This is a genomic window from Rhizobium sp. SG_E_25_P2 (genome assembly GCF_029892285.1).
GTDB lineage: Bacteria > Pseudomonadota > Alphaproteobacteria > Rhizobiales > Rhizobiaceae > Rhizobium_E.
Genome location: NZ_JARXVM010000008.1, coordinates 66567 through 85026, shown reverse-complemented (window position 1 = coordinate 85026; position 18460 = coordinate 66567). Strand labels below are relative to the sequence as shown.

At 60.5% G+C, this 18460-nt stretch carries 19 protein-coding genes; 14 read left to right on the top strand and 5 right to left on the bottom strand.

What is annotated here, in order from left to right; genetic code table 11:
- Positions 1–14: 14 nt before the first annotated feature.
- Both M2360_RS12960 and moaA read right to left on the bottom strand, forming a co-directional pair.
- The gene (locus tag M2360_RS12960) at positions 15–674 is read right to left on the bottom strand and encodes a DUF1176 domain-containing protein (RefSeq protein ID WP_280775562.1); all 660 of its coding nucleotides are present in this window, start codon (positions 672–674) and stop codon (positions 15–17) included.
- A gap of 1 nt (position 675) precedes the next feature.
- On the bottom strand, positions 676–1713 hold the full coding sequence (gene moaA / locus M2360_RS12955; RefSeq protein ID WP_280775561.1) for a GTP 3',8-cyclase MoaA: 1038 nt from the start codon (positions 1711–1713) through the stop codon (positions 676–678).
- 140 nt (positions 1714–1853) lie between these two features.
- On the opposite strand from moaA, the gene M2360_RS12950 reads away from it, so the two are divergent.
- Both M2360_RS12950 and M2360_RS12945 read left to right on the top strand, forming a co-directional pair.
- Positions 1854–2213 (top strand): DUF971 domain-containing protein, encoded by a 360-nt coding sequence (locus M2360_RS12950; RefSeq protein ID WP_280775560.1) that lies wholly within the window; start codon positions 1854–1856, stop codon positions 2211–2213.
- Between the two features lie 100 nt (positions 2214–2313).
- Complete coding sequence (locus M2360_RS12945) at positions 2314–3327, top strand: calcium-binding protein (RefSeq protein ID WP_280775559.1); 1014 nt, start codon at positions 2314–2316, stop codon at positions 3325–3327.
- Between the two features lie 163 nt (positions 3328–3490).
- On the opposite strand, the gene M2360_RS12940 is transcribed toward M2360_RS12945, so the two are convergent.
- Positions 3491–3970: a MarR family transcriptional regulator gene (locus M2360_RS12940; protein ID WP_280775558.1), complete on the bottom strand. Its 480-nt coding sequence runs from the start codon at positions 3968–3970 to the stop codon at positions 3491–3493.
- Between the two features lie 42 nt (positions 3971–4012).
- Between M2360_RS12940 and M2360_RS12935 the strand changes: the two genes are divergently transcribed.
- The 5 genes from M2360_RS12935 (at position 4013) to M2360_RS12915 (ending at position 7487) form a co-directional block, all read left to right on the top strand.
- On the top strand, positions 4013–4906 hold the full coding sequence (locus M2360_RS12935; protein WP_280775557.1) for an alpha/beta fold hydrolase: 894 nt from the start codon (positions 4013–4015) through the stop codon (positions 4904–4906).
- A 61-nt stretch (positions 4907–4967) separates the two neighbouring features.
- A complete protein-coding gene (locus M2360_RS12930; protein WP_280775556.1) occupies positions 4968–5576 on the top strand; it encodes a pyridoxamine 5'-phosphate oxidase family protein in 609 nt (202 codons plus the stop codon).
- A 111-nt stretch (positions 5577–5687) separates the two neighbouring features.
- Positions 5688–6077: a hypothetical protein gene (locus tag M2360_RS12925; RefSeq protein ID WP_280775555.1), complete on the top strand. Its 390-nt coding sequence runs from the start codon at positions 5688–5690 to the stop codon at positions 6075–6077.
- Positions 6067–6852, top strand: coding sequence for a M15 family metallopeptidase (locus M2360_RS12920; RefSeq protein ID WP_280775554.1), 786 nt, complete (start codon positions 6067–6069; stop codon positions 6850–6852). Before M2360_RS12925 ends, M2360_RS12920 begins: the two co-directional genes overlap by 11 nt.
- 11 nt (positions 6853–6863) lie before the next feature.
- Positions 6864–7487, top strand: a complete 624-nt coding sequence (locus M2360_RS12915; protein WP_280775553.1) for a nucleoside 2-deoxyribosyltransferase — start codon at positions 6864–6866, stop codon at positions 7485–7487.
- 27 nt (positions 7488–7514) lie between these two features.
- Here M2360_RS12915 and M2360_RS12910 read toward each other — a convergent pair whose 3' ends face one another.
- Together M2360_RS12910 and M2360_RS12905 are read right to left on the bottom strand one after the other, a co-directional pair.
- Complete coding sequence (locus M2360_RS12910) at positions 7515–8579, bottom strand: GGDEF domain-containing protein (protein WP_280775552.1); 1065 nt, start codon at positions 8577–8579, stop codon at positions 7515–7517.
- A 229-nt stretch (positions 8580–8808) separates the two neighbouring features.
- Complete coding sequence (locus M2360_RS12905) at positions 8809–10416, bottom strand: fumarate hydratase (RefSeq protein ID WP_280775551.1); 1608 nt, start codon at positions 10414–10416, stop codon at positions 8809–8811.
- Between the two features lie 345 nt (positions 10417–10761).
- Between M2360_RS12905 and M2360_RS12900 the strand changes: the two genes are divergently transcribed.
- The 7 genes from M2360_RS12900 to M2360_RS12870 all read left to right on the top strand — a co-directional run bounded on the left by M2360_RS12900 (position 10762) and on the right by M2360_RS12870 (position 18441).
- Entirely contained in the window at positions 10762–11571 is an 810-nt protein-coding gene (locus tag M2360_RS12900; protein ID WP_280775550.1) for a GGDEF domain-containing protein, read from the top strand.
- Positions 11572–11630: 59 nt separating this feature from the next.
- A complete protein-coding gene (locus M2360_RS12895) occupies positions 11631–12542 on the top strand; it encodes a LysR substrate-binding domain-containing protein (RefSeq protein WP_280775549.1) in 912 nt (303 codons plus the stop codon).
- Between the two features lie 41 nt (positions 12543–12583).
- Complete coding sequence (locus tag M2360_RS12890; protein ID WP_280775548.1) at positions 12584–14560, top strand: HAMP domain-containing methyl-accepting chemotaxis protein; 1977 nt, start codon at positions 12584–12586, stop codon at positions 14558–14560.
- Between the two features lie 198 nt (positions 14561–14758).
- On the top strand, positions 14759–16180 hold the full coding sequence (aldA, locus tag M2360_RS12885; RefSeq protein WP_280775547.1) for an aldehyde dehydrogenase: 1422 nt from the start codon (positions 14759–14761) through the stop codon (positions 16178–16180).
- Between the two features lie 8 nt (positions 16181–16188).
- Positions 16189–17817 (top strand): GMC family oxidoreductase N-terminal domain-containing protein, encoded by a 1629-nt coding sequence (locus M2360_RS12880; RefSeq protein ID WP_280775546.1) that lies wholly within the window; start codon positions 16189–16191, stop codon positions 17815–17817.
- Between the two features lie 74 nt (positions 17818–17891).
- Entirely contained in the window at positions 17892–18161 is a 270-nt protein-coding gene (locus M2360_RS12875) for a type II toxin-antitoxin system ParD family antitoxin (protein ID WP_280775545.1), read from the top strand.
- Positions 18154–18441, top strand: coding sequence for a type II toxin-antitoxin system RelE/ParE family toxin (locus M2360_RS12870; RefSeq protein WP_280775544.1), 288 nt, complete (start codon positions 18154–18156; stop codon positions 18439–18441). Before M2360_RS12875 ends, M2360_RS12870 begins: the two co-directional genes overlap by 8 nt.
- Positions 18442–18460: the final 19 nt, after the last annotated feature.

The following is an 18460-nucleotide window of genomic DNA, read 5'->3' as shown; positions in this document are numbered from 1 at the left end:
CAGCGCAGGTCGGATCATGGCTCTTGCGGCTGGTAGATCACATAGCTTTCCGGTTGAGGATCCGGGTCCGGCTGTTGCGCGTCGTCGCGGTTGAGATCGTAAATCGGATCGATCTCAAAGCGGGCCAAAACGAATTCGCCTTCAATGAAGCGCCATTCGCCGTGTGACCAGGCATCGCCGAGGCCGCGCCATTTGGCGTCGGACGAAAGAACGCCTGTTTTCGGGTCGAAGTCTGCATTGACCAATTCGCCGCGCGAGACAAAGCCCGACACCCGGGGCGGGGCGGCGAGTTTGGTGAAGGACTCGTCGGTATAGTCATAATCCGCCTTCGGCTCGGCAAACGACAGGAGCTTGTAGTCGCCCGCCTCCATCCCCGCGGCCAGGAAAACGAAACTGACATTGTAGGCTCCGGACATGCAGAACAGCTGGATCAGTCGGAAGACCTGATCCTGTTCGTCCTGGTCCTGTCCCTTGTAGCGATAGCGGATGTCGTAGACGCGGCTGCCGCCGAAATCGTCGACGCCTTCGGCCGAGGCGAAATCGCAGCTCGATCCCAGCACCGGCTTGGCCCAGGCGAACGCCGCCCGGATTTCCCGCGCCTCATCGGCCCGCGCCGTCTGAGCGGCCATCAGGACGGCGAGAGCAGAGACGGCGACGAGGGTGGTTTTGGACATGTCAGCCGCCGGTGACGCTCATATGACGCGACACGGCGGGGCGGTTATGCGTCCTGTCGATGATGAAATCGTGGCCGCGGGGCTTGCGGCGGATGGCCTCGTCGATTGCGGCGGAGAGAACCGCGTCGTCGTCGCTGGCCCGGAGCACGGCGCGGAGATCAGCGGCGTCCTCCTGTCCGAGGCACATATAGAGTGTTCCGGTGCAGGTGAGACGCACGCGATTGCAGCTCTCGCAGAAATTATGCGTCATCGGGGTGATGAAGCCCAGCCGGCCGCCAGTTTCCTCGACCGTCACATAGCGCGCGGGGCCGCCGGTGCGGAAGGGGATGTCCTTCAACGTGAAGCGGCTTTCGAGATCGGCGCGCAGCTCGGAGAGCGGCAGGTAACGGTCGGTGCGGTCTTCCTCGATTTCGCCCATTGGCATGGTCTCGATCACCGTCATGTCCATGCCGCGACCATGCGCCCAGCGCATGATCTCCGGCAGTTCGCGATCGTTGAACTCCTTGAGCGCGACGGCGTTGATCTTGATCTTCAGGCCAGCCTTTTGGGCGGCGTCGACGCCTTCGAGCACTTTGGCGAGATCGCCGGTGCGGGTGATCTGGCGGAATTTGTCCGGGTCGAGCGTGTCGATGGAGACATTGATGCGCCGCACACCGTTATCGGCCAGTTCGCTTGCGAAACGAGACAGTTGCGAGCCGTTGGTGGTGAGCGTCAGTTCTTCCAGGCTGCCCTCATCGACCTTGCGGCCGAGCGCGCGGATCAGATGCATGATGTTGTGACGCACCAGCGGCTCGCCGCCTGTGAGCCGCAGCTTTCTGACGCCCTTTTCGATGAAGGCGGAACAGAGGCGTTCCAGCTCTTCGAGCGTCAGCAGATCCTTCTTGGGCAGGAACACCATCTTCTCCGCCATGCAATAGGTGCAGCGGAAATCGCAGCGGTCGGTAACCGATACGCGGAGATAACTGACCATGCGACCGAAAGGGTCGATCATCGGCGCTTGCGCCGCGTCTCGCGCCAACGGACCGGGTATGATGTTCATGCGCTTGCTCCTCCGAAGCCCATCATCGGATTTTCGGTCTTTGCGTCAAGTTTCATATAGGGCCAGCATAACCGATTTAAAGGTGAAATGTCTTGCCCCTGCGACATGGCTTGTCCTATTGAACGGCTAAGAGGTGACGCATGACCGAACATTGGCCGACCGAACTCCGCATTTCCCCCGATCGCAAGACGCTGAGCGTCGCCTTTGACGACGGCGCTCGCTTTGCCCTGCCGGCCGAGATGCTGCGCGTTCTCTCGCCATCAGCGGAAGTGCAGGGCCACGGGCCGGGCCAGAAGGTGACCGTGCCCGGCAAGCGCAATGTGATGATTCTCTCGGTCTCGCCTCAGGGCAATTACGCCGTTCGCATCGGGTTCGACGATATGCATGACAGCGGTATCTTTACCTGGCGGTATCTGCGCGAGCTTGGCGAGACGGGAGGCGATCTTTTCGCCGCCTATGAGGCAGAGCTTGCCGAAAAGGGCTTGAGCCGGGATCGCTGAGACAAAAATCTTTGCTTGCCGAACCATGCCAACATGGTTTCCAAATCCCTTCCGATCGCGTTAATGTCGTGCTGCTTCAAGATCGGGAGAGGGCTTCGGCATGGCGACCAAAAAGGGCGATATCGGCGACAACACGCTTGAAGGCACGAACAAGGGTGACGTCATCAGGGGATTGGCCGGAGACGATACGCTCTGGGGCCTCAAGGGCAACGACAAGATCTACGGCGACGACGGTGATGACGTGTTGCTCGGCGGTCTCGGGAGCGATTTTTTGGTTGGTGGAAACGGCGACGACACATTCGTGCTTAGCGCCGGAACGGACACTGCCAATGGCGGCCTGGGCGTAGACTATCTTGATTTCTATTTCGCCGACAAAGGCGTCACCGTCGATCTCGGCAGCGGAGCGGCCAGTTTTGTGACGGATGGCGCCAAGGCGCAGGTCCGCTTCACCAGCGTCGAGGGGCTCTGGGGCTCCGCTTTTGCCGACCGCGTGACAGGCACGAACCGAAACGAAGAGATATTCAGCCAGGAAGGCGACGATACGATCTATGCCGGAGGCGGCAACGACGTGATCAATGGCTATAAGGGCGCTGATACGATTTATGGCGACTCCGGCGACGATATCGTCGTGATGGCGCCCGGGAAGGACACGCTTCACGGCGGAAACGGCAGCGACATGCTCGACTTCTACTATGCTGCGAAAGGCGTCACCGTTTCGCTCGCCAAGGGGAGCGTCAGCTTCCAGCAGTTGGATGGCGCCGGGACAAGCGTCTTCGACAGTTTCGAGGAGATCTACGGATCGGAATATGGCGACAAGATCACCGGAGACAAGCACAACAATTATCTCGAGGGACAGGTCGGCAATGACCGTCTGACGGGCGGCGCGGGATCCGACACATTTGGAATTTTCGATGGCGACGGCGCAGATACCGTCACGGATTTCGACGCCGTGGGAGGCGGACAAAAACAGGACTATCTCGGCGTGGAATCCAAGAAAGGCATCTTCATAACAGGCAAGGGCGACAATACGCTCATTGAATTCGATGGCGGCAGGATCACACTGCTCGACGTCAAGTCCAGCGATGTGACGCTTTCGGACTTTCACATTCTCTGACGATCCGCATGCCCGGGCCATGTTCGAAATCATGGTCGAGGCGCAGGCGACGTGTTTGTCTTGCCTCGGCCGCCCCTGACGGCATGAGCGCGGTTGGCGCCGTTATAACAGTCGCGGGGCTGGCTTTCGCCTGGGCTGTGGCGCGGTCTTCGCCGCATCTCGGCTAATGGTCTTCAGTCCCATCCTTCGCATCTTGGGCCAGAAGGGTGGCGACAATGCTTTCCATGTGATCGGCAACGTCGTTGCATCGCTCTTCCGACGCGCCGGCCATGACGATGTCGATAAGGCTGGTCTGGATGTCCATCGCCTGTTCGGTGATGGATTTTCCTTCGTCGGTGAGAAAGAGCCGGAGCACGCGTTTGTCCTGGCTGTCGCCGCGCCGCTCGATCAGGCCGCGCTTTTCCAGTTGCGGCAAGAGCATTGACATATTGGAGCGGCCGACCAGCAGCTTGCGCGCCAGTTCCTGCTGGGAAATACCCTCGCGCCTGTAGAGATTGAGCATGATGTCGAGATGCGGCGGCTTGATGTCGAGATGGGCGATGTTGCGGGCCAGCGTCAATTGCATCAGCTGGCAGGCGCGGGCCACGGCGATCCAGGTGCGAAAACGGGGATGATCCCAGGGTTGGGCTTGCTTTTTGTTCATTGTTGTACTTTATAGTTCATGACTGAACATTCAAGGTGCGGCATGTCATCATATAGCGTCAAGGCCTTGGGGCAACTGATCAATCTCGCTGGCGTGGTTTCTCCCCGCCTGGGCGGCGATCTGGCGTTCTGGCTGTTCTGCCGCACGGCCAAGCCCGGTCCGAGCACAGCCAAGGAGAAGGCGCTGTTTGCCGCCGCCCAGCCGCGCATGGCCGAGGCCCGGCTCGACATGCTGGAAACCAGCCGCGCTCGCGTCGCCGCGCATGTCTTTGCGCCGATCGGTCCGGCCAATGGCCAGCGTGTGCTGATCGCCCATGGCTGGGGTTCGCGCATCGACTATCTGCAGGCGCTGATTACCGGATTGCGGGAAGCGGGGTTCGAGACTGTCGGCCTTGATCTGCCCGGCCATGGCCGTTCCAGCGGGCGAGTGCTCAATGTGCTCATGGCGATGGAGGCGATCAACGCTGCCTGGGATCGCTATGGCGACTTTCATGCAATGATCGGCCATTCCTTTGGCGGCTATTGTTCGGCGATGGTGGCGGCGGGTCCGGATGATCTGATCCGCCGTCGTACGCCACGTCGCCTTGTCACCATCGGCTCGCCAGTGGCGGCGAAGGACGTGTTCGAAGGCTTTTCCGATACGCTTGGCTTCTCGGCTCGCGTGCGCCAGGGCCTTGATGACGCCGTGGAACGGTTGGCGGGACGACCCATCCAGGCCTTTTCCGCCGAAACCATGCTTGCGGTTCATCCTGAACTGCCGGTTCTTGTGCTGCATGCCGAAGACGACAAGGAAGTGCCGGCGGCTGCGGCGCGCAAATATGCCACGGCCGGGCCGCATGTCCGGCTCGAATGGTTGAACGGCTGGGGCCATCGCCGCATCGTCAGTTCACCTGAAGCGATTGAACACATCAAATCTTTTGTCGCCGAAGCGTCATAAATCTCGCCGATCTGTCATCAAGTCGGACTATGGTCTGGTCCTGCAGAAACAGGAGACGGTGATGAAGACGGTGCAGACGGTGGAGGAGTTGAACGCGCTTTACGGGCAGCCCGGAGAAGCATCGATCATCAAGGTGATCGACAGGTTGACGCCGGAATACCGTCGCATGATTGAGGCCTCGCCCTTCGTGGCGCTGGCGACTGCTGGGCCGGAAGGGCTGGATTGCTCGCCGCGCGGCGATGCCGGCCAGGTCGTGTTTGTCGAGGATGAGCGCACGGTGCTGATGCCGGACTGGCGCGGCAACAACCGGGTCGATTCGCTGTCCAACATCGTCCGAGATCCGCGCGTCGGGCTGATGTTCCTGATCCCCGGCTCCAACACCACGATGCGTCTCAACGGCAAGGCCCGCGTGGTGATCGACGAGGCGATGACGACCCGCTTTACGATGGACGGCAAGCATCCGCGCTCGGTGATCGTCATCACGATCGAGGACGTCTACACCCAATGCGCCCGCGCCGTACTGCGCGCCGATCTCTGGAATGCGGAGAAGCATCTCGACCCCAAGAGCCTGCCGACGGTCGGCCAGATGATGCAGACCATCAAACAGGGTTTTGACGGCGACGCCTATGATCGCGACTGGCCGGGCCGGGCCGCCAAGACCATGTGGTGATTTTTTCGTCAGGCGCGATCGTCCCGAATAAAGTTGGCCGTAAAGCCGTCCTGACAAGCGACGCCAGAACATGGCTGCGCTATAGTCTGATGATGTGTGATGGAGAGGCCCATGAAGAAATTGTTGATCCTGTCGAGTGTCGCCATTGCGACGCTTGTGTCGATGTCCATCTCGGCGCGGGCCGACGATGTGCTCGACGAATACAATGCCTATATCGGCGAGGACGATCTTTACAATTCCAATGGCGAGCGCTTGCGCGAACCCTGGCAGATCATCCGTCAGGACCGGGCCAATTTCCATAAATATCGCGTGCGCCAGCCCGGCGACGAGAGCGACAGCTACTTTTCGTCTGTCGATAATCGCGCCGCCGCCGAACGCATGGTTCGCTCGGGAACCATCACCCGCGAAGCGCGCCGCCTGCTGTTGAATGGCGACGTCATGATCAATGTGAGGGTCATGGAGGGCGACGACGGCGTCTATCTGAAGATCAATGTCGAATAAGATTGGCATAGTTCCCTGCGTGGCGGCGATGCTTGCCGCCACGCAGGCCCATGCCCTGACACTTGCTGAGAAGCTCGACCTGTTGGTCGCGGCCTATCCCGAGACGATCTCCGGCTGGAGCGGCAATGCGCTAAGCTTGCGCAACGGCGATGTGATTGCGATCGACGACGGCGTCCGCCGCGACCATGACGCCATGCTCGCCGAAGGCGATGTCGAGGACAGTCTCAAGCAGCTCTATGAAGCCGGTCCATGCGATCCCAAGCCTGTCGTCAATTCCGATCCCGGGCGCATCCGTTCCGAACCCCTGATGAAGGCGCTCTATGGCGACAGCGCCAAAGTCGTGCGCGCGCATTTGTCGCCGGTCGACTGGTTCGGCGAAACGCTGCAGGTCACTTCCGTCAATGGCGTCGACAAGGCGCTCGCCAAGGTGCGGGATGAATTGTCGGCGCGGTCGAATTTACGCACCTATCTCGCGCCGTCCGCCGGGGTCTTCAACTGGCGCAAAGTGTCTGGCCAAGCCAATCTCTCGGTTCACAGTTTCGGCGCTGCGATCGATCTCAACACCAAATTCGCCGATTACTGGCTCTGGTCGGGCGGCAAGCCGGGCCGCGTGCCTGTTTACAAAAACAAATATCCCATGGAGATCGTCGAAATTTTCGAACGTCACGGTTTCATCTGGGGCGGGCGCTGGTATCACTACGACACGATGCATTTCGAATATCGCCCGGAACTGATCGCCATCGGGCGCGCTTCTGGAGTAGCCGCCTGCAAGTGAAGGAGTTTACCATGTCGCTGAAGATCTATACCGCCGGTCCGGAAGTGTTCCTGCCCAACGCCCGCGAGGTGATGGCGAAGAAGACCGCGCTCTGCGCGCAATACGGCTTCACGGCGATCTGCCCCGGCGATCTCGACATTCCCCCGCAGCCGACGCTTTACGAATTCGGTCTGGCGATCAGCCGGGTCGACGAGGAGATGATGGACGCAGCCGACGCCATCATCGCCAATCTCACGCCGTTCCGCGGCATCGCCGCCGATGTCGGCACCTGTTTCGAGCTCGGTTATATGTGCGCGCAGGGCAAGATGGTCACTGCCTACACCAATGTGGTCGAGAACCATTTCGAGCGGACGAAAGCCTATTACAATGGCGAGATCCACATTGGCGAAGACGGCCACAAGCGCGGGCCGGATGGGCTGTCGCTCGAGGATTTCGACATGATCGACAATCTGATGATGCATGGCGGCGTCATCAGGCGCGGCGGCCACATCGCCGTCCACAAGGCCGCGCCCGATGCGCTTTACACGGATCTTACCGGATTCGAGGCATGCCTGAAAGCGCTGGCCGAGATGGCCAAGTCGCGGGCGGAGCATGGACTTCGCCCCGAACAACTTGACGCCAGCAATGACGGCTGAGCCGCAGCGGCGCGCTTCGCGCGCCGACTACTTCTTGTAGAGCAGCCAGCTCTTCGACAGTTCTTTTTTCATCCCGTCCTCGTACACCATCACCTTGTTGCGGCCATTGCTCTTGGCGCAATAAAGGGCGACGTCGGCCTTTTGGTAAAGCTCTTGCGGGCTTTCGGCTTCCGCCGCCAGGCACAGTCCGAGAGACAGGGTGACGGGGCCGTAATTGACGCCGGTCTTGGAGTTTTTGAACGGCGTCGACTCGAGCGCGCGTCGGATCCGCTCGGATACGGCGCTCGCCTCTTCTTGAGACGCGCTTTCGAGGATGATCGCGAATTCCTCGCCGCCGGTGCGGGCAACGAAGACGTCCTTGCGAACGCTGGACCGGATGACATTGGCGACGGTCGCCAGGATCTTGTCGCCGACGGGGTGACCGAAGTTGTCGTTGATATTCTTGAAGTGATCGATGTCGCCAATCACCAGCGAAGTGGTCGCGCGGCCGAACTGGTTGTCGAAGATCGACGCGAGCTTTTCGTCGAAGGCGCGGCGGTTGAACAGCCGCGTGAGCGAATCCGTGTTGGCGATCCGCTTGTATTCGTCGAGCTCACGGCGGATGTCTTCCATCTCGCGCGATTTCGTGGCCATGCCCACCATGGTTTCCTGGCCATGGGTCATCGTCGTGTCGGTGGCTTCCGTCAGCAGCGAAATGGCGTTGGTCAGCAATTCAGTGCTGGCTGCGCTCTTGGAATTGATGCGCTGGTAGGTTTCGCCGAGCAGCTTGTTGTAGCTTTCCAGCGACGACTGCTCCTGGCGCAGCATGTTCACGACGCCTTCGAGCTCGCGAACGATCTTGTGATGGGCGTGATCGACGGCGTTGACCTGGTGTCGGCCGAAATATTGCGCGCCGATCGCGTCAATCTCTTCCTGCGTAGCGCGGTTTCCGAGCGCCGCCAGATCCTTGGTCAGCTTCGGATTGGAGCCGATATAGGCTTCGTAGAACAGTTCATAATTGCGAGGAATCGGCGATACTCCCATCTGGCGCATCGCATAGGTGACCTGCGCGGCGACATCCGGCACCTGCACCTTGCCCTGCGAACCTGTCATGGAGAACTCCTCAGTCTATTTCCAAGAACTTATATTCTTGAAGTATTTGGAAAGTGTTAACGATCTTCAACACTTCCGCGCATCGAAGCGGTTGCTTGCGGAATGTTTTGATTTTTCCGCGACGTCAGCGCCAGCGCTCGCGTTGGAACGAAAAACGCCCGGACGTCGAAACAACGCCGGGCGAGGAGTTCATTGGAATGGCGATCTCATGTCCCAACTATAGCGTCGTCTATTCAAGATTGAGTTCCTTGAAGAAGTCGTTGCCTTTGTCGTCGATGACGATAAAGGCCGGGAAATCCTCGACCTCGATTTTCCAGATCGCCTCCATGCCAAGCTCGGGATATTCGACGACCTCGACTTTTTTGATACAGTCCTTGGCGAGGCGGGCGGCGGGGCCGCCGATCGAGCCGAGATAGAAGCCGTGATGCTTGCCGCAGGCGTCGCGCACCTGGCGCGAACGGTTGCCCTTGGCGAGCATCACCATCGAGCCGCCGAAGGACTGGAACTGGTCCACATAGGAATCCATGCGCCCCGCCGTTGTCGGGCCGAAAGAGCCCGAGGCGTAGCCTTCCGGCGTCTTGGCCGGACCGGCGTAATAGATCGGATGGTTCTTGAAGTAGTCCGGCATGCCTTCGCCGGCTTCCAGCCGCGCGCGGATCTTGGCGTGGGCGAGATCGCGCGCCACGATGATCGGGCCGGTCAGCGACAGGCGCGTCTTGATCGGATATTTGCTGAGTTCAGCGAGGATCTCCGCCATCGGACGATTGAGATCGATTTTGACGACGCCGTCGTCAAGATGCTTGTCTTCGATCTCGGGCAGATATTTCGACGGATCGGTTTCCAGCGCTTCGAGAAAGATCCCGTCCTTGGTGATCTTGCCCTTGGCCTGGCGGTCGGCGGAACAGCTGACGCCGAGCCCGATCGGCAGGGACGCGCCGTGACGCGGCAGGCGGATGACGCGCACGTCATGACAGAAATACTTGCCGCCGAACTGCGCGCCGACGCCAAGCGACTGGGTGAGTTTGTGAATTTCCTTTTCCATCTCAAGATCGCGGAAAGCGTGGCCGCTTTCCGAACCTTCTGTCGGCAGTTCGTCGAGATAGTGCGTGGAGGCGAGCTTCACCGTCTTCAGGTTCATCTCCGCCGATGTCCCGCCGATGACGATGGCGAGATGGTAGGGGGGACAGGCCGCCGTGCCGAGCGACAGGATCTTGTCCTTGAGGAAGGCCACCATCCGGTCATGTGTGAGCAGCGACGGCGTGCCCTGATACAGATAGGTCTTGTTGGCCGAGCCGCCGCCCTTGGCGACGAACAGGAAGTCGTATTCGTCGACGCCCTCTTCATAGATGTCGATCTGGGCCGGAAGATTGTTCTTGGTGTTCTTTTCCTCGAACATCGAGATGGGCGCGAGCTGCGAATAGCGCAGGTTCTTCTTGAGATAGGCGTCCATGACGCCATGCGCCAAGGCCTCGTAATCGCCGCCTTCGGTCCAGACGCGGCGGCCCTTCTTGCCCATGATGATCGCCGTGCCGGTGTCCTGGCACATCGGCAGCACGCCGCCAGCAGCTATATTGGCGTTTTTCAAGAGATCATAGGCGACGAAACGGTCATTGGAGGTTGCTTCGGGATCGTCAAGAATTGACGCAAGCTGCTTGAGATGATCGGCGCGCAGCAGGTGGTTTATGTCGGCGAAGGCGGCTTCGGCGAGCAATCGCAGGCCTTCCTCCGCGACAGTCAGGATCTCCTGACCTTTGAAAATATCCGTCGACACATGGTCGGACGAAAGCTTGCGATAGTCTGTCCTGTCCTCGCCGAGGGGGAAGAGATCTGCGGCCATGAGCTTGCCTTTCGATGCCAAAAGCGCTGCAATTGCGGCTTGTGTAAAGGCTGGCCGCTGGAAATTCAATCTGCTCCTGGATAGGCCTTTCTGCTTAATCGATTGGAAAATCGAAACTCATTTCATCCCAAATATAAGTTTTCCTGTTCGAGAGTGACGCAAGCCTCCCGCACAGTTCAAATTGTATCTATTCCGTTAGAGGCGTGTTCATGCCTTGAAACTAATTTGATCGAGCCCTGGAAACAGAGGGAGCTCGGAATGATTCCGAACCACAGGCCCGTATCACGCGGGATAAGGACATCCGTTGTCCAAAAGATTTCGTTCATCTGCCTTCTTGGCGTTCACATGCCATTGGCGGTGATGCTGATGCAGGCGGGAACCCTGCCGCCGCTGCATGTGCTGATCTGGCCGACGCTCGCCACTGTGTTCGGTTCTATCCTGTGCATGATCGCGGTCTGGTGGCATTTGCGTCCGCTGGGCGAGCTGGCCGAGGGGTTGCGACGGTTTCGTCTGGAAGGCTACCTGCCGCGCCTCGAATCGGCGCGCGACGATGAAATCGGCATGGTGTCGGATTCGGTGTCGCGCCTGGTGGGCGAACTCGACATCACCCTTAAGAAATTGAAGGTCCAGGCAACCTCCGACCTGTTGACCGGCCTCGTCAACCGGCGCGCGATGCTTGACCGCGGCGCGGAAGAACTGGCGCGCGCCCAGCGCGGACGCGAAACGCTGAGCGTCGTGCTGATGGATCTCGACCATTTCAAATCGGTCAACGAGGATTTCGGCCAGGAGATCGGCGATCATGTTCTGGTGGCCGTGGGACAAGTGCTGCGCGACAATCTCCGCCCTTATGACGTCGCCGCCCGCATGGGAGGCGAGGAGTTTCTGGTGTTGCTGCCCCGAACTTCGCTGAAGGACGCCAAGGGCGTGGCGGAGAGACTGCGTCGAAGCCTCGAGCGCACTATTATAGAACCACTGCAACGCGGTCGCGTGACAGCAAGCTTCGGCCTCGCCGTCAGTCATGGCGGCGTCAATGGGCTTGAGGACATGATCGCCGAGGCCGATCTCGCGCTTTACGAGGCCAAGCGGGCCGGGCGCAACATGGTGCGCGTCGCCGAGCCGATTTCGCTCGATCATATTCTCAAGCGGAGAAGCTGAGGGCTTCACTTGAGGGGCGCGGGACGATAGCGTCGCGCGACCCCATGCTGGAGACCGGAATGCGCCGACTGCCTGCCCTGACCGCCATGAAGATCTTCGAAGTCGTCGGCCAGACGCGAAGCTTCACCCGGGCCGCAGAACGACTGAACCTGACTCAGAGCGCGGTCAGCCGTCAGGTGCGCAATCTCGAGGAACAGTTGGGCGAGGCGCTGTTCATCCGCCGCCACCACGATCTCGAACTGACGGAATCGGGCGCGGAACTCTACGCCACGCTTCAGGACGCCCTGCACAATGTCGAGCTGACCGTTCGGTCGATCATGGAAAAGAGCAGCGGCGCGAGGCTGCGGCTGAATGCGCCGCCGACATTCGCGCGGCGCTGGCTTATGCCGCGATTGCCATCGCTCAGGGCCGCAATGCCCGACGTCGATATCAGCATCAGCACCGACCTTCAGGACAATCTCGGCGAGCGCAGCCTGCTCGATTGCGCGATCCGCTTTGGCGATGGCGAATGGCCGCTGATGCAGGTGAGCCATTTGATGAATGAACGTCATGTGGCGGTCTGCGCGCCGTCACTGCTGCACGGGGCGAGCGCGATCACCGGCGCCGATCTCTCCCGCTTCACGTTCCTGCATGTGTTGGCCTCGTCCAACCAGCGCTATCTCACCTGGCGGCACTGGCTGGACGCGGCAGGGCTTGCGGAGGTCGACACGCGCGGCGGCCTCGAATTCGATCTCCTCGATCTCGCCATAGAGGCGGCCGTCAACGGCATGGGCGTGACGGTGGCCGATCGCCACATGATCACGCCACAGCTGGAACAACGGCTTTTGACGACGATCATGGATGTGGAGGTTCCCGGCCACCAGTCCTACTGGCTCGTCACCCGGCGGGAGCGCGGCGAGAGCGACCGTCTACTGGCCTTCAAAGCGTGGCTCGACGCCGAAATCGCATGCGAGACGACGACGCAGCCTTGATCAGATCTGGTCGCCTTTAACAGTTGTTTATTTAGTAAAAATTGACGGATAGTCATTACCTTTCGGAGGTCAGTAACTGTTTTGCCTGTTCCGGGAAGGGCGCTATGCATTTACGCATCTCGACACGTTTGCTCATTATGGCGGCTGCCGCTTTGGCGATCGTCATGTCTATCGGCATAATCAGCTATAATCAGATTTCGACGGTCTATTCCGCCGCATCCGACACTCGACAGGTGTGGATGCCTCGCGTGGCCAAGCTCGACGCCATCCAATTCACGTTGCTCCGCTACCATACAACGACAATCCGAAAAGCGATTGCCGTGGATCCGGCGGAAATCAAGGGACTTGACGATGAGTTCGTCGAAATGGACGCGTCGATCCCTCAGTCCTACGCGGCTATGAGAGATGCGTTGCTCAACGATAACGAAAGGGGGCTTTGGTCCACTTTCGAGCAGAAATGGGCCACTTATCTCGACTACCAAAAACGCATCATTGAGGCTGCGTCTGCTGGTGACAAGGAAAAGGCTGTAGCGGCTATCGCGCCCGCGCGGCAGCCGCTGGTCGACTCTTTCGTGGCGCTCGGCGCGTTGATCAAGCTGAATGATGCAGGCGCGGCCGCTTCCGCCGGGGCCGCTCAGAGCGCGTTCGAAACGTCGAACGTGCTTACCATCGCAATTATCGCCATCGCTGTGGTGATCATGGTGGCGCTTGCGGTGTGGATCAATCGCGGCGTTTCTGCTCCGATCAAACGTTTGAGCACCTTCATGCTCGGCATTTCCGAAGGCAAGATCGATGTCGCCGCGCCTGACACCGACCGCAAGGACGAGTTGGGTGAAATGGCCGGCGCGGTCGAGGTGATGCGGCACTCTGCGATCGCCAAGCGTGAAATGGAAGCCAATGCCGACGGCATGCGCCAACGCGCCGAAGCGGAGCGCCTGGATATGCAGCGCCGCGCCGAGGAGGACGCCGAACGTCGCGTCGCGCAAGCGACGGACTCATTTGCCACGGCGCTTCGCCGCCTCGCCGATTGTGACCTTATGTGTGAAATCGGCCAGGAATTCGCCCCGCAATTCGAACCGTTGCGGCGCGACTTCAACCGCTCCGTCAATCAGTTGCGGTCCGCTATGCTTGCTGTCGGCGACGTGGGGCATGGTGTGACAACCGGCTCCGGCGAAATCTCCCAGGCGTCCGACAATCTTTCGCGTCGCACCGAGCAGCAGGCGGCTTCCCTCGAAGAAACAGCCGCTGCGCTGGCGGAAATCACCCAGAACGTCAAGGCGACCTCAACCCGCTCTGGTTTGGCGAGGACGTTGGTTGGCACGGCTCGTGAACATGCCCAACAGGCTGGCGTCGTGGTCAGTAACGCTGTCTCCGCCATGGAGCGCATCGAGCACGCCTCGACTCAAATTAGCCAGATCATCGGCGTGATTGACGAAATCGCATTCCAGACCAATCTTCTGGCTCTGAATGCCGGTGTCGAAGCTGCCCGCGCCGGCGAGGCCGGCAAGGGTTTCGCTGTCGTAGCGCAGGAAGTGCGTGAACTCGCGCAGCGTTCAGCGAACGCCGCCAAGGAGATCAAGAGCCTGATCAACAATTCCGAAACGGCCGTTAGCGAGGGCGTTAAGCTCGTGAACGACACCGGCGAAGGACTTGGTTCGATCGCGACGCTCGTGGAAGAGATCAACGAGCACATGGCTGCGATCGCGCAGGCCGCGCAGGAACAATCCTCTGGTCTCACCGAGGTCAACACCGCCGTGAACCATATGGATCAGGCGACCCAGCAGAACGCCGCTATGGTGGAGGAGATGAACGCTGCCGGCGCGACCCTGGCGCAGGAAAGCCGCCGGTTGTTCGATCTTCTCTCGACGTTCAAGACGGGAACTGCTCAGTCGACTGCGCGTGCGGTTCAGGCGCCGGTGCAGCGCCCCCGATCGGAAGCGCCGGCGCGGGGGCGCCAACCTTCTCTCCCCGTCCGGGGCAATGCCGCCTTGAAGCCGCAGGAGTGGGAAGACTTCTGAGCTTGACGACATGCTCCTAAACCCGGCGCCGCGACAATCGCGGCGCCTTTTTTGTCTGTCTAAGGCAATGGGCAATACAAGCATTCCTTTTTGGAATGGTTAGCCCGACAACTCCTCGCTTGCGCTTTGTTCCCAGTCGGATTTTCCTGAGAAATAACAGCCGCTTCAGGCGTGTTTCTTGCATCGGGATTCAAGGCCATGGACCACCAGATTTTCATTGGCGGGCGTTTTGCCGCCTCGCGTTCCGACCGCATGATCGACGTCGTCAATCCGGCGACCGGCGGGGTGTATTGTCGCGTGCCGGCCGCATCTCCCGAGGAGGCGGTGACGGCCGTCGAACTTGCGGCCGACGCGCAGAAGGAATGGGGCGCGCGTCCCGCCATTGAGCGAGGCGATGTGCTGCGTCGCTTCGCCGACGCGATCGAGCGCAACGCCGACCGCATTGCCGCAGCGCTCGCCGCCGAGAGCGGCAAGAGCTTCGCCGATGCGCGCGCGGAAACCGGCTATGGCGTCGATCTCATGCGCTATCACGCCGAATGGGCGCGGCGCATCGAGGGCGAAGTGATCGAAAGCGACAGCCGCAACGAGACGCTGCTTCTGAAGCGCGTGCCGATCGGCGTCGCCGCCTGCCTGATCCCCTTCAATTTCCCGGTCTACACTTTCGTGCGCAAGGTTGCGCCGGCGCTGATCGCCGGCAATGCCGTGGTGGTCCGCCCGTCGAATTCGACGCCGACTTCGGCCTTTGCGCTGGCTGCTTGCGCCGAGGAAGCGGGCCTGCCGTCCGGGCTCCTCAATGTGCTTACCATGGATCACGACGTCGCCCGGGTGATGTGCACCCAGCGGCAGGTGGGCATGATCACCCTGACCGGCAGTGTGACGGCCGGGCAGGCGGTGCTCGACTACTGCAAGGTCAATATCGCCAAGCCCTCGCTGGAGCTCGGCGGCAAGACGCCGGTGGTGGTAGAGCCCGACACTGATCTCGACCAGGTCGCCGCCCTGTTGATCGGCGCGAAAAGTTATCATTGCGGCCAGGTGTGCACTTCGGCGGAACGGGTCTATGTGCATGAAAGCGTGCATGACGCGCTGGTGGAAAAACTGACGGCAGCCTTCAAGGCGCGGCAATTCGGCGACCGGTCCGTCGATCCGGCCAAGGTCGGCCCGCTGCAGACGGCGGCGTCGCGCAACCGCGTCCACGCCATGGTCGAACGCGCTACGCAGGAGGGCGCGACCGTCGCGGCGGGCGGTTATCTTCCCGAAGGCGAGGGCTTTTTCTACCCGCCGACGCTGCTGGTGAACTGCCGTCATGAGATGGAAGTGGTGCGCGAGGAGATTTTCGGGCCGGTGCTGCCGGTCATCGCCTATTCGTCGTTTGATGAGGCGCTCCGGCTGATGAGCGACCACCAATATGGCCTCGCGTCGGTGCTGATGACCGATAATTATCGCAACATCATGCGAGCCTCCGATGTGGTGGAAGCCGGTGAGCTCTATGTCAACCGCTTCCCGGGCGAACCCTATCAGGGCTATCATGCCGGCTGGAAGCGCTCCGGCCTCGGCGGCGACGACGGCAAGCACGGCATGCTGGAATTCACCCAGACCCGCCTTGTCATCCTCAAGCACTGAGCGCCGCCATGACCTATGACTATGTGATCGTCGGCGCGGGCTCCGCCGGCTGCATCCTCGCCAACAGGCTGACCGAGGACGGACGCTATCGCGTGCTGCTGATCGAGGCCGGTGGCAAGGACAATTCTTTCTGGTTTAAGATCCCCATCGGCTACGCGATGAGCTACTACAACCCGAAGGTCAACTGGATGTACTATTCCGAGCCGGAGGCCGAGCTCGGCGGTCGCCGGGTCTATGTGCCGCGCGGCAAGGTTCAGGGCGGCTCTGGTTCGATCAACGCCATGGTCTATGTGCGCGGCGCAGCCTCCGACTTCGACGACTGGGCCGCCGCCGGCAATCCTGGCTGGTCCTATCAGGACGTGTTGCCGGTGTTCAAAAAGTTGGAAACTCATGCCGATGGCGCCAGCGACTGGCATGGCGACAAGGGTCCCATCCATGTCACGCCGATGCGGGGCATGACGCATCCGATCACCAACGCCTTCCTCGATGCCTGCGGTGAATTGCAATTGCCGGTCAATCACGATTTCAACGGCGAAACGATCGAGGGCGGCGGCGTCTATGACATCAATACGCGACGCGGCCGTCGCTCGCATTCCAGCGCTGAATATTTGAAGCCGATCCTGTCGCGGCCCAATCTCACAGTCGAACGCTTCGTGCATGTCGAGCGATTGGCCTTTGACGCCAGCGGTCGCGCAGTTGGCGTCGAAGCGACCCGCAATGGCGAGAGACTGACATTCTCGGCGCGACGGGAAGTGATCGTCGCCGCCGGCGCGGTCGGCAGCCCGGCTATTCTCCAGCGTTCCGGACTTGGCGACGGCGACGTTCTGAAGAAGGCGGGCGTCGCAGTTCGCAAGCATTTGCCGGCGGTGGGGCGGAACCTGCAGGACCATCTCTGCGCCAGCTTTTACTACAAGGCGAAGATCCCGACGCTGAACGACACCTTCTCGAAATTCCATCATCGCATGCTCATGGGCCTGCGCTACGTGCTGACGGGGAGAGGCCCGTTCTCGATGAGCGTCAATCAGGCTGGCGGCTTCTTTCGCGGACGGCCCGAGGAGACCCGGCCGAACATTCAGCTCTACTTTAACCCGCTCTCCTATCGCATTCCCAACACGCCGAAATCGGGTCTCACGCCCGAGCCCTATTCCGGCTATCTCATCGCCTTCAATTCCTGCCGGCCGACCAGCCGCGGCGAGATCATGATTTCCTCGCCGGACAGCCACGCTAGCCCGAAGATCATGCCGCATTACCTGACCACGGAGCGCGATCTCGACGAGGTGATCGAGGGCAGCCGCCTGGTGCGCCGCATCGCCTCGGCCCCGACGATTGCCTCCCTGACCGAGGGCGAGATTTCACCGGGCTCGCAGGCGGAGAGCGACGAAGCGCTTCTCGACTATTTCCGCGCCAATTCCGGCTCGATCTACCATCTCTGCGGCACATGCATGATGGGACCGGACGCGGAGACTTCGGTGGTCGATGCGCGGCTGCGCGTGCATGGCGTGCCGGGCCTGCGCGTCATCGACGCCTCGATCTTCCCCAACGTCACCGCCGGCAACATCAATGCGCCGACGATGATGGTGGCGGAGAAGGGTGCACAGATGGCGCTCGAGGATGCGCGGATGGAGGCGGCGGCGTAGCGGATCTTTTCATTGTCCGCATTCCAACTTGCGCGTCGATTGAGTAACCGCCCCATGTCTGTTACGCTTGCGGCATGACCGCAAAAGCTGGCAGAGAACTGACAATTTCCTTACCGGAGGCCGTTGCCGATGATATCAGTCGTGCAGTCGCTTCTGGCGACTATTCTTCGCCCGAAGTTGTCATCGAGGCTGCTCTTGAAATGTGGTCTGAACGCCGGCGCGGCCAATTTCTAGACCGGTTGCGCATAGCCTATGAAGAAGGTGTGGCAAGCGGGCCAGGGCGGAAAGTTGATCCGCATGAGTTTCTTGCTTCGTTGAAAGCTGAGCGCCAGCGAGATGCCTGACGTCGTCTTAAGCCCCAAGGCCGAAGACGATCTACGAGAGATATGGCTTTCCATTGCCGTTCATAACGAGGCCGCAGCCGACAAGCTCATCCTGAGGCTGTTCGCGAAGATGAAGCTCGCCAGCGACCATCCACACATCGGACCGCAGAAAGCTGAGTTGGGGGAGAAGACGCGTTTTCTTACCGTCGGCGACTACATCATTCTGTATGAGCCTCGGGACGACGAGATATTCGTCGCGTCCATCGTCTACGGCGGCCGCGACGTTCAGAATCGGCTTTGAACGTCGCGCACTGTATTAT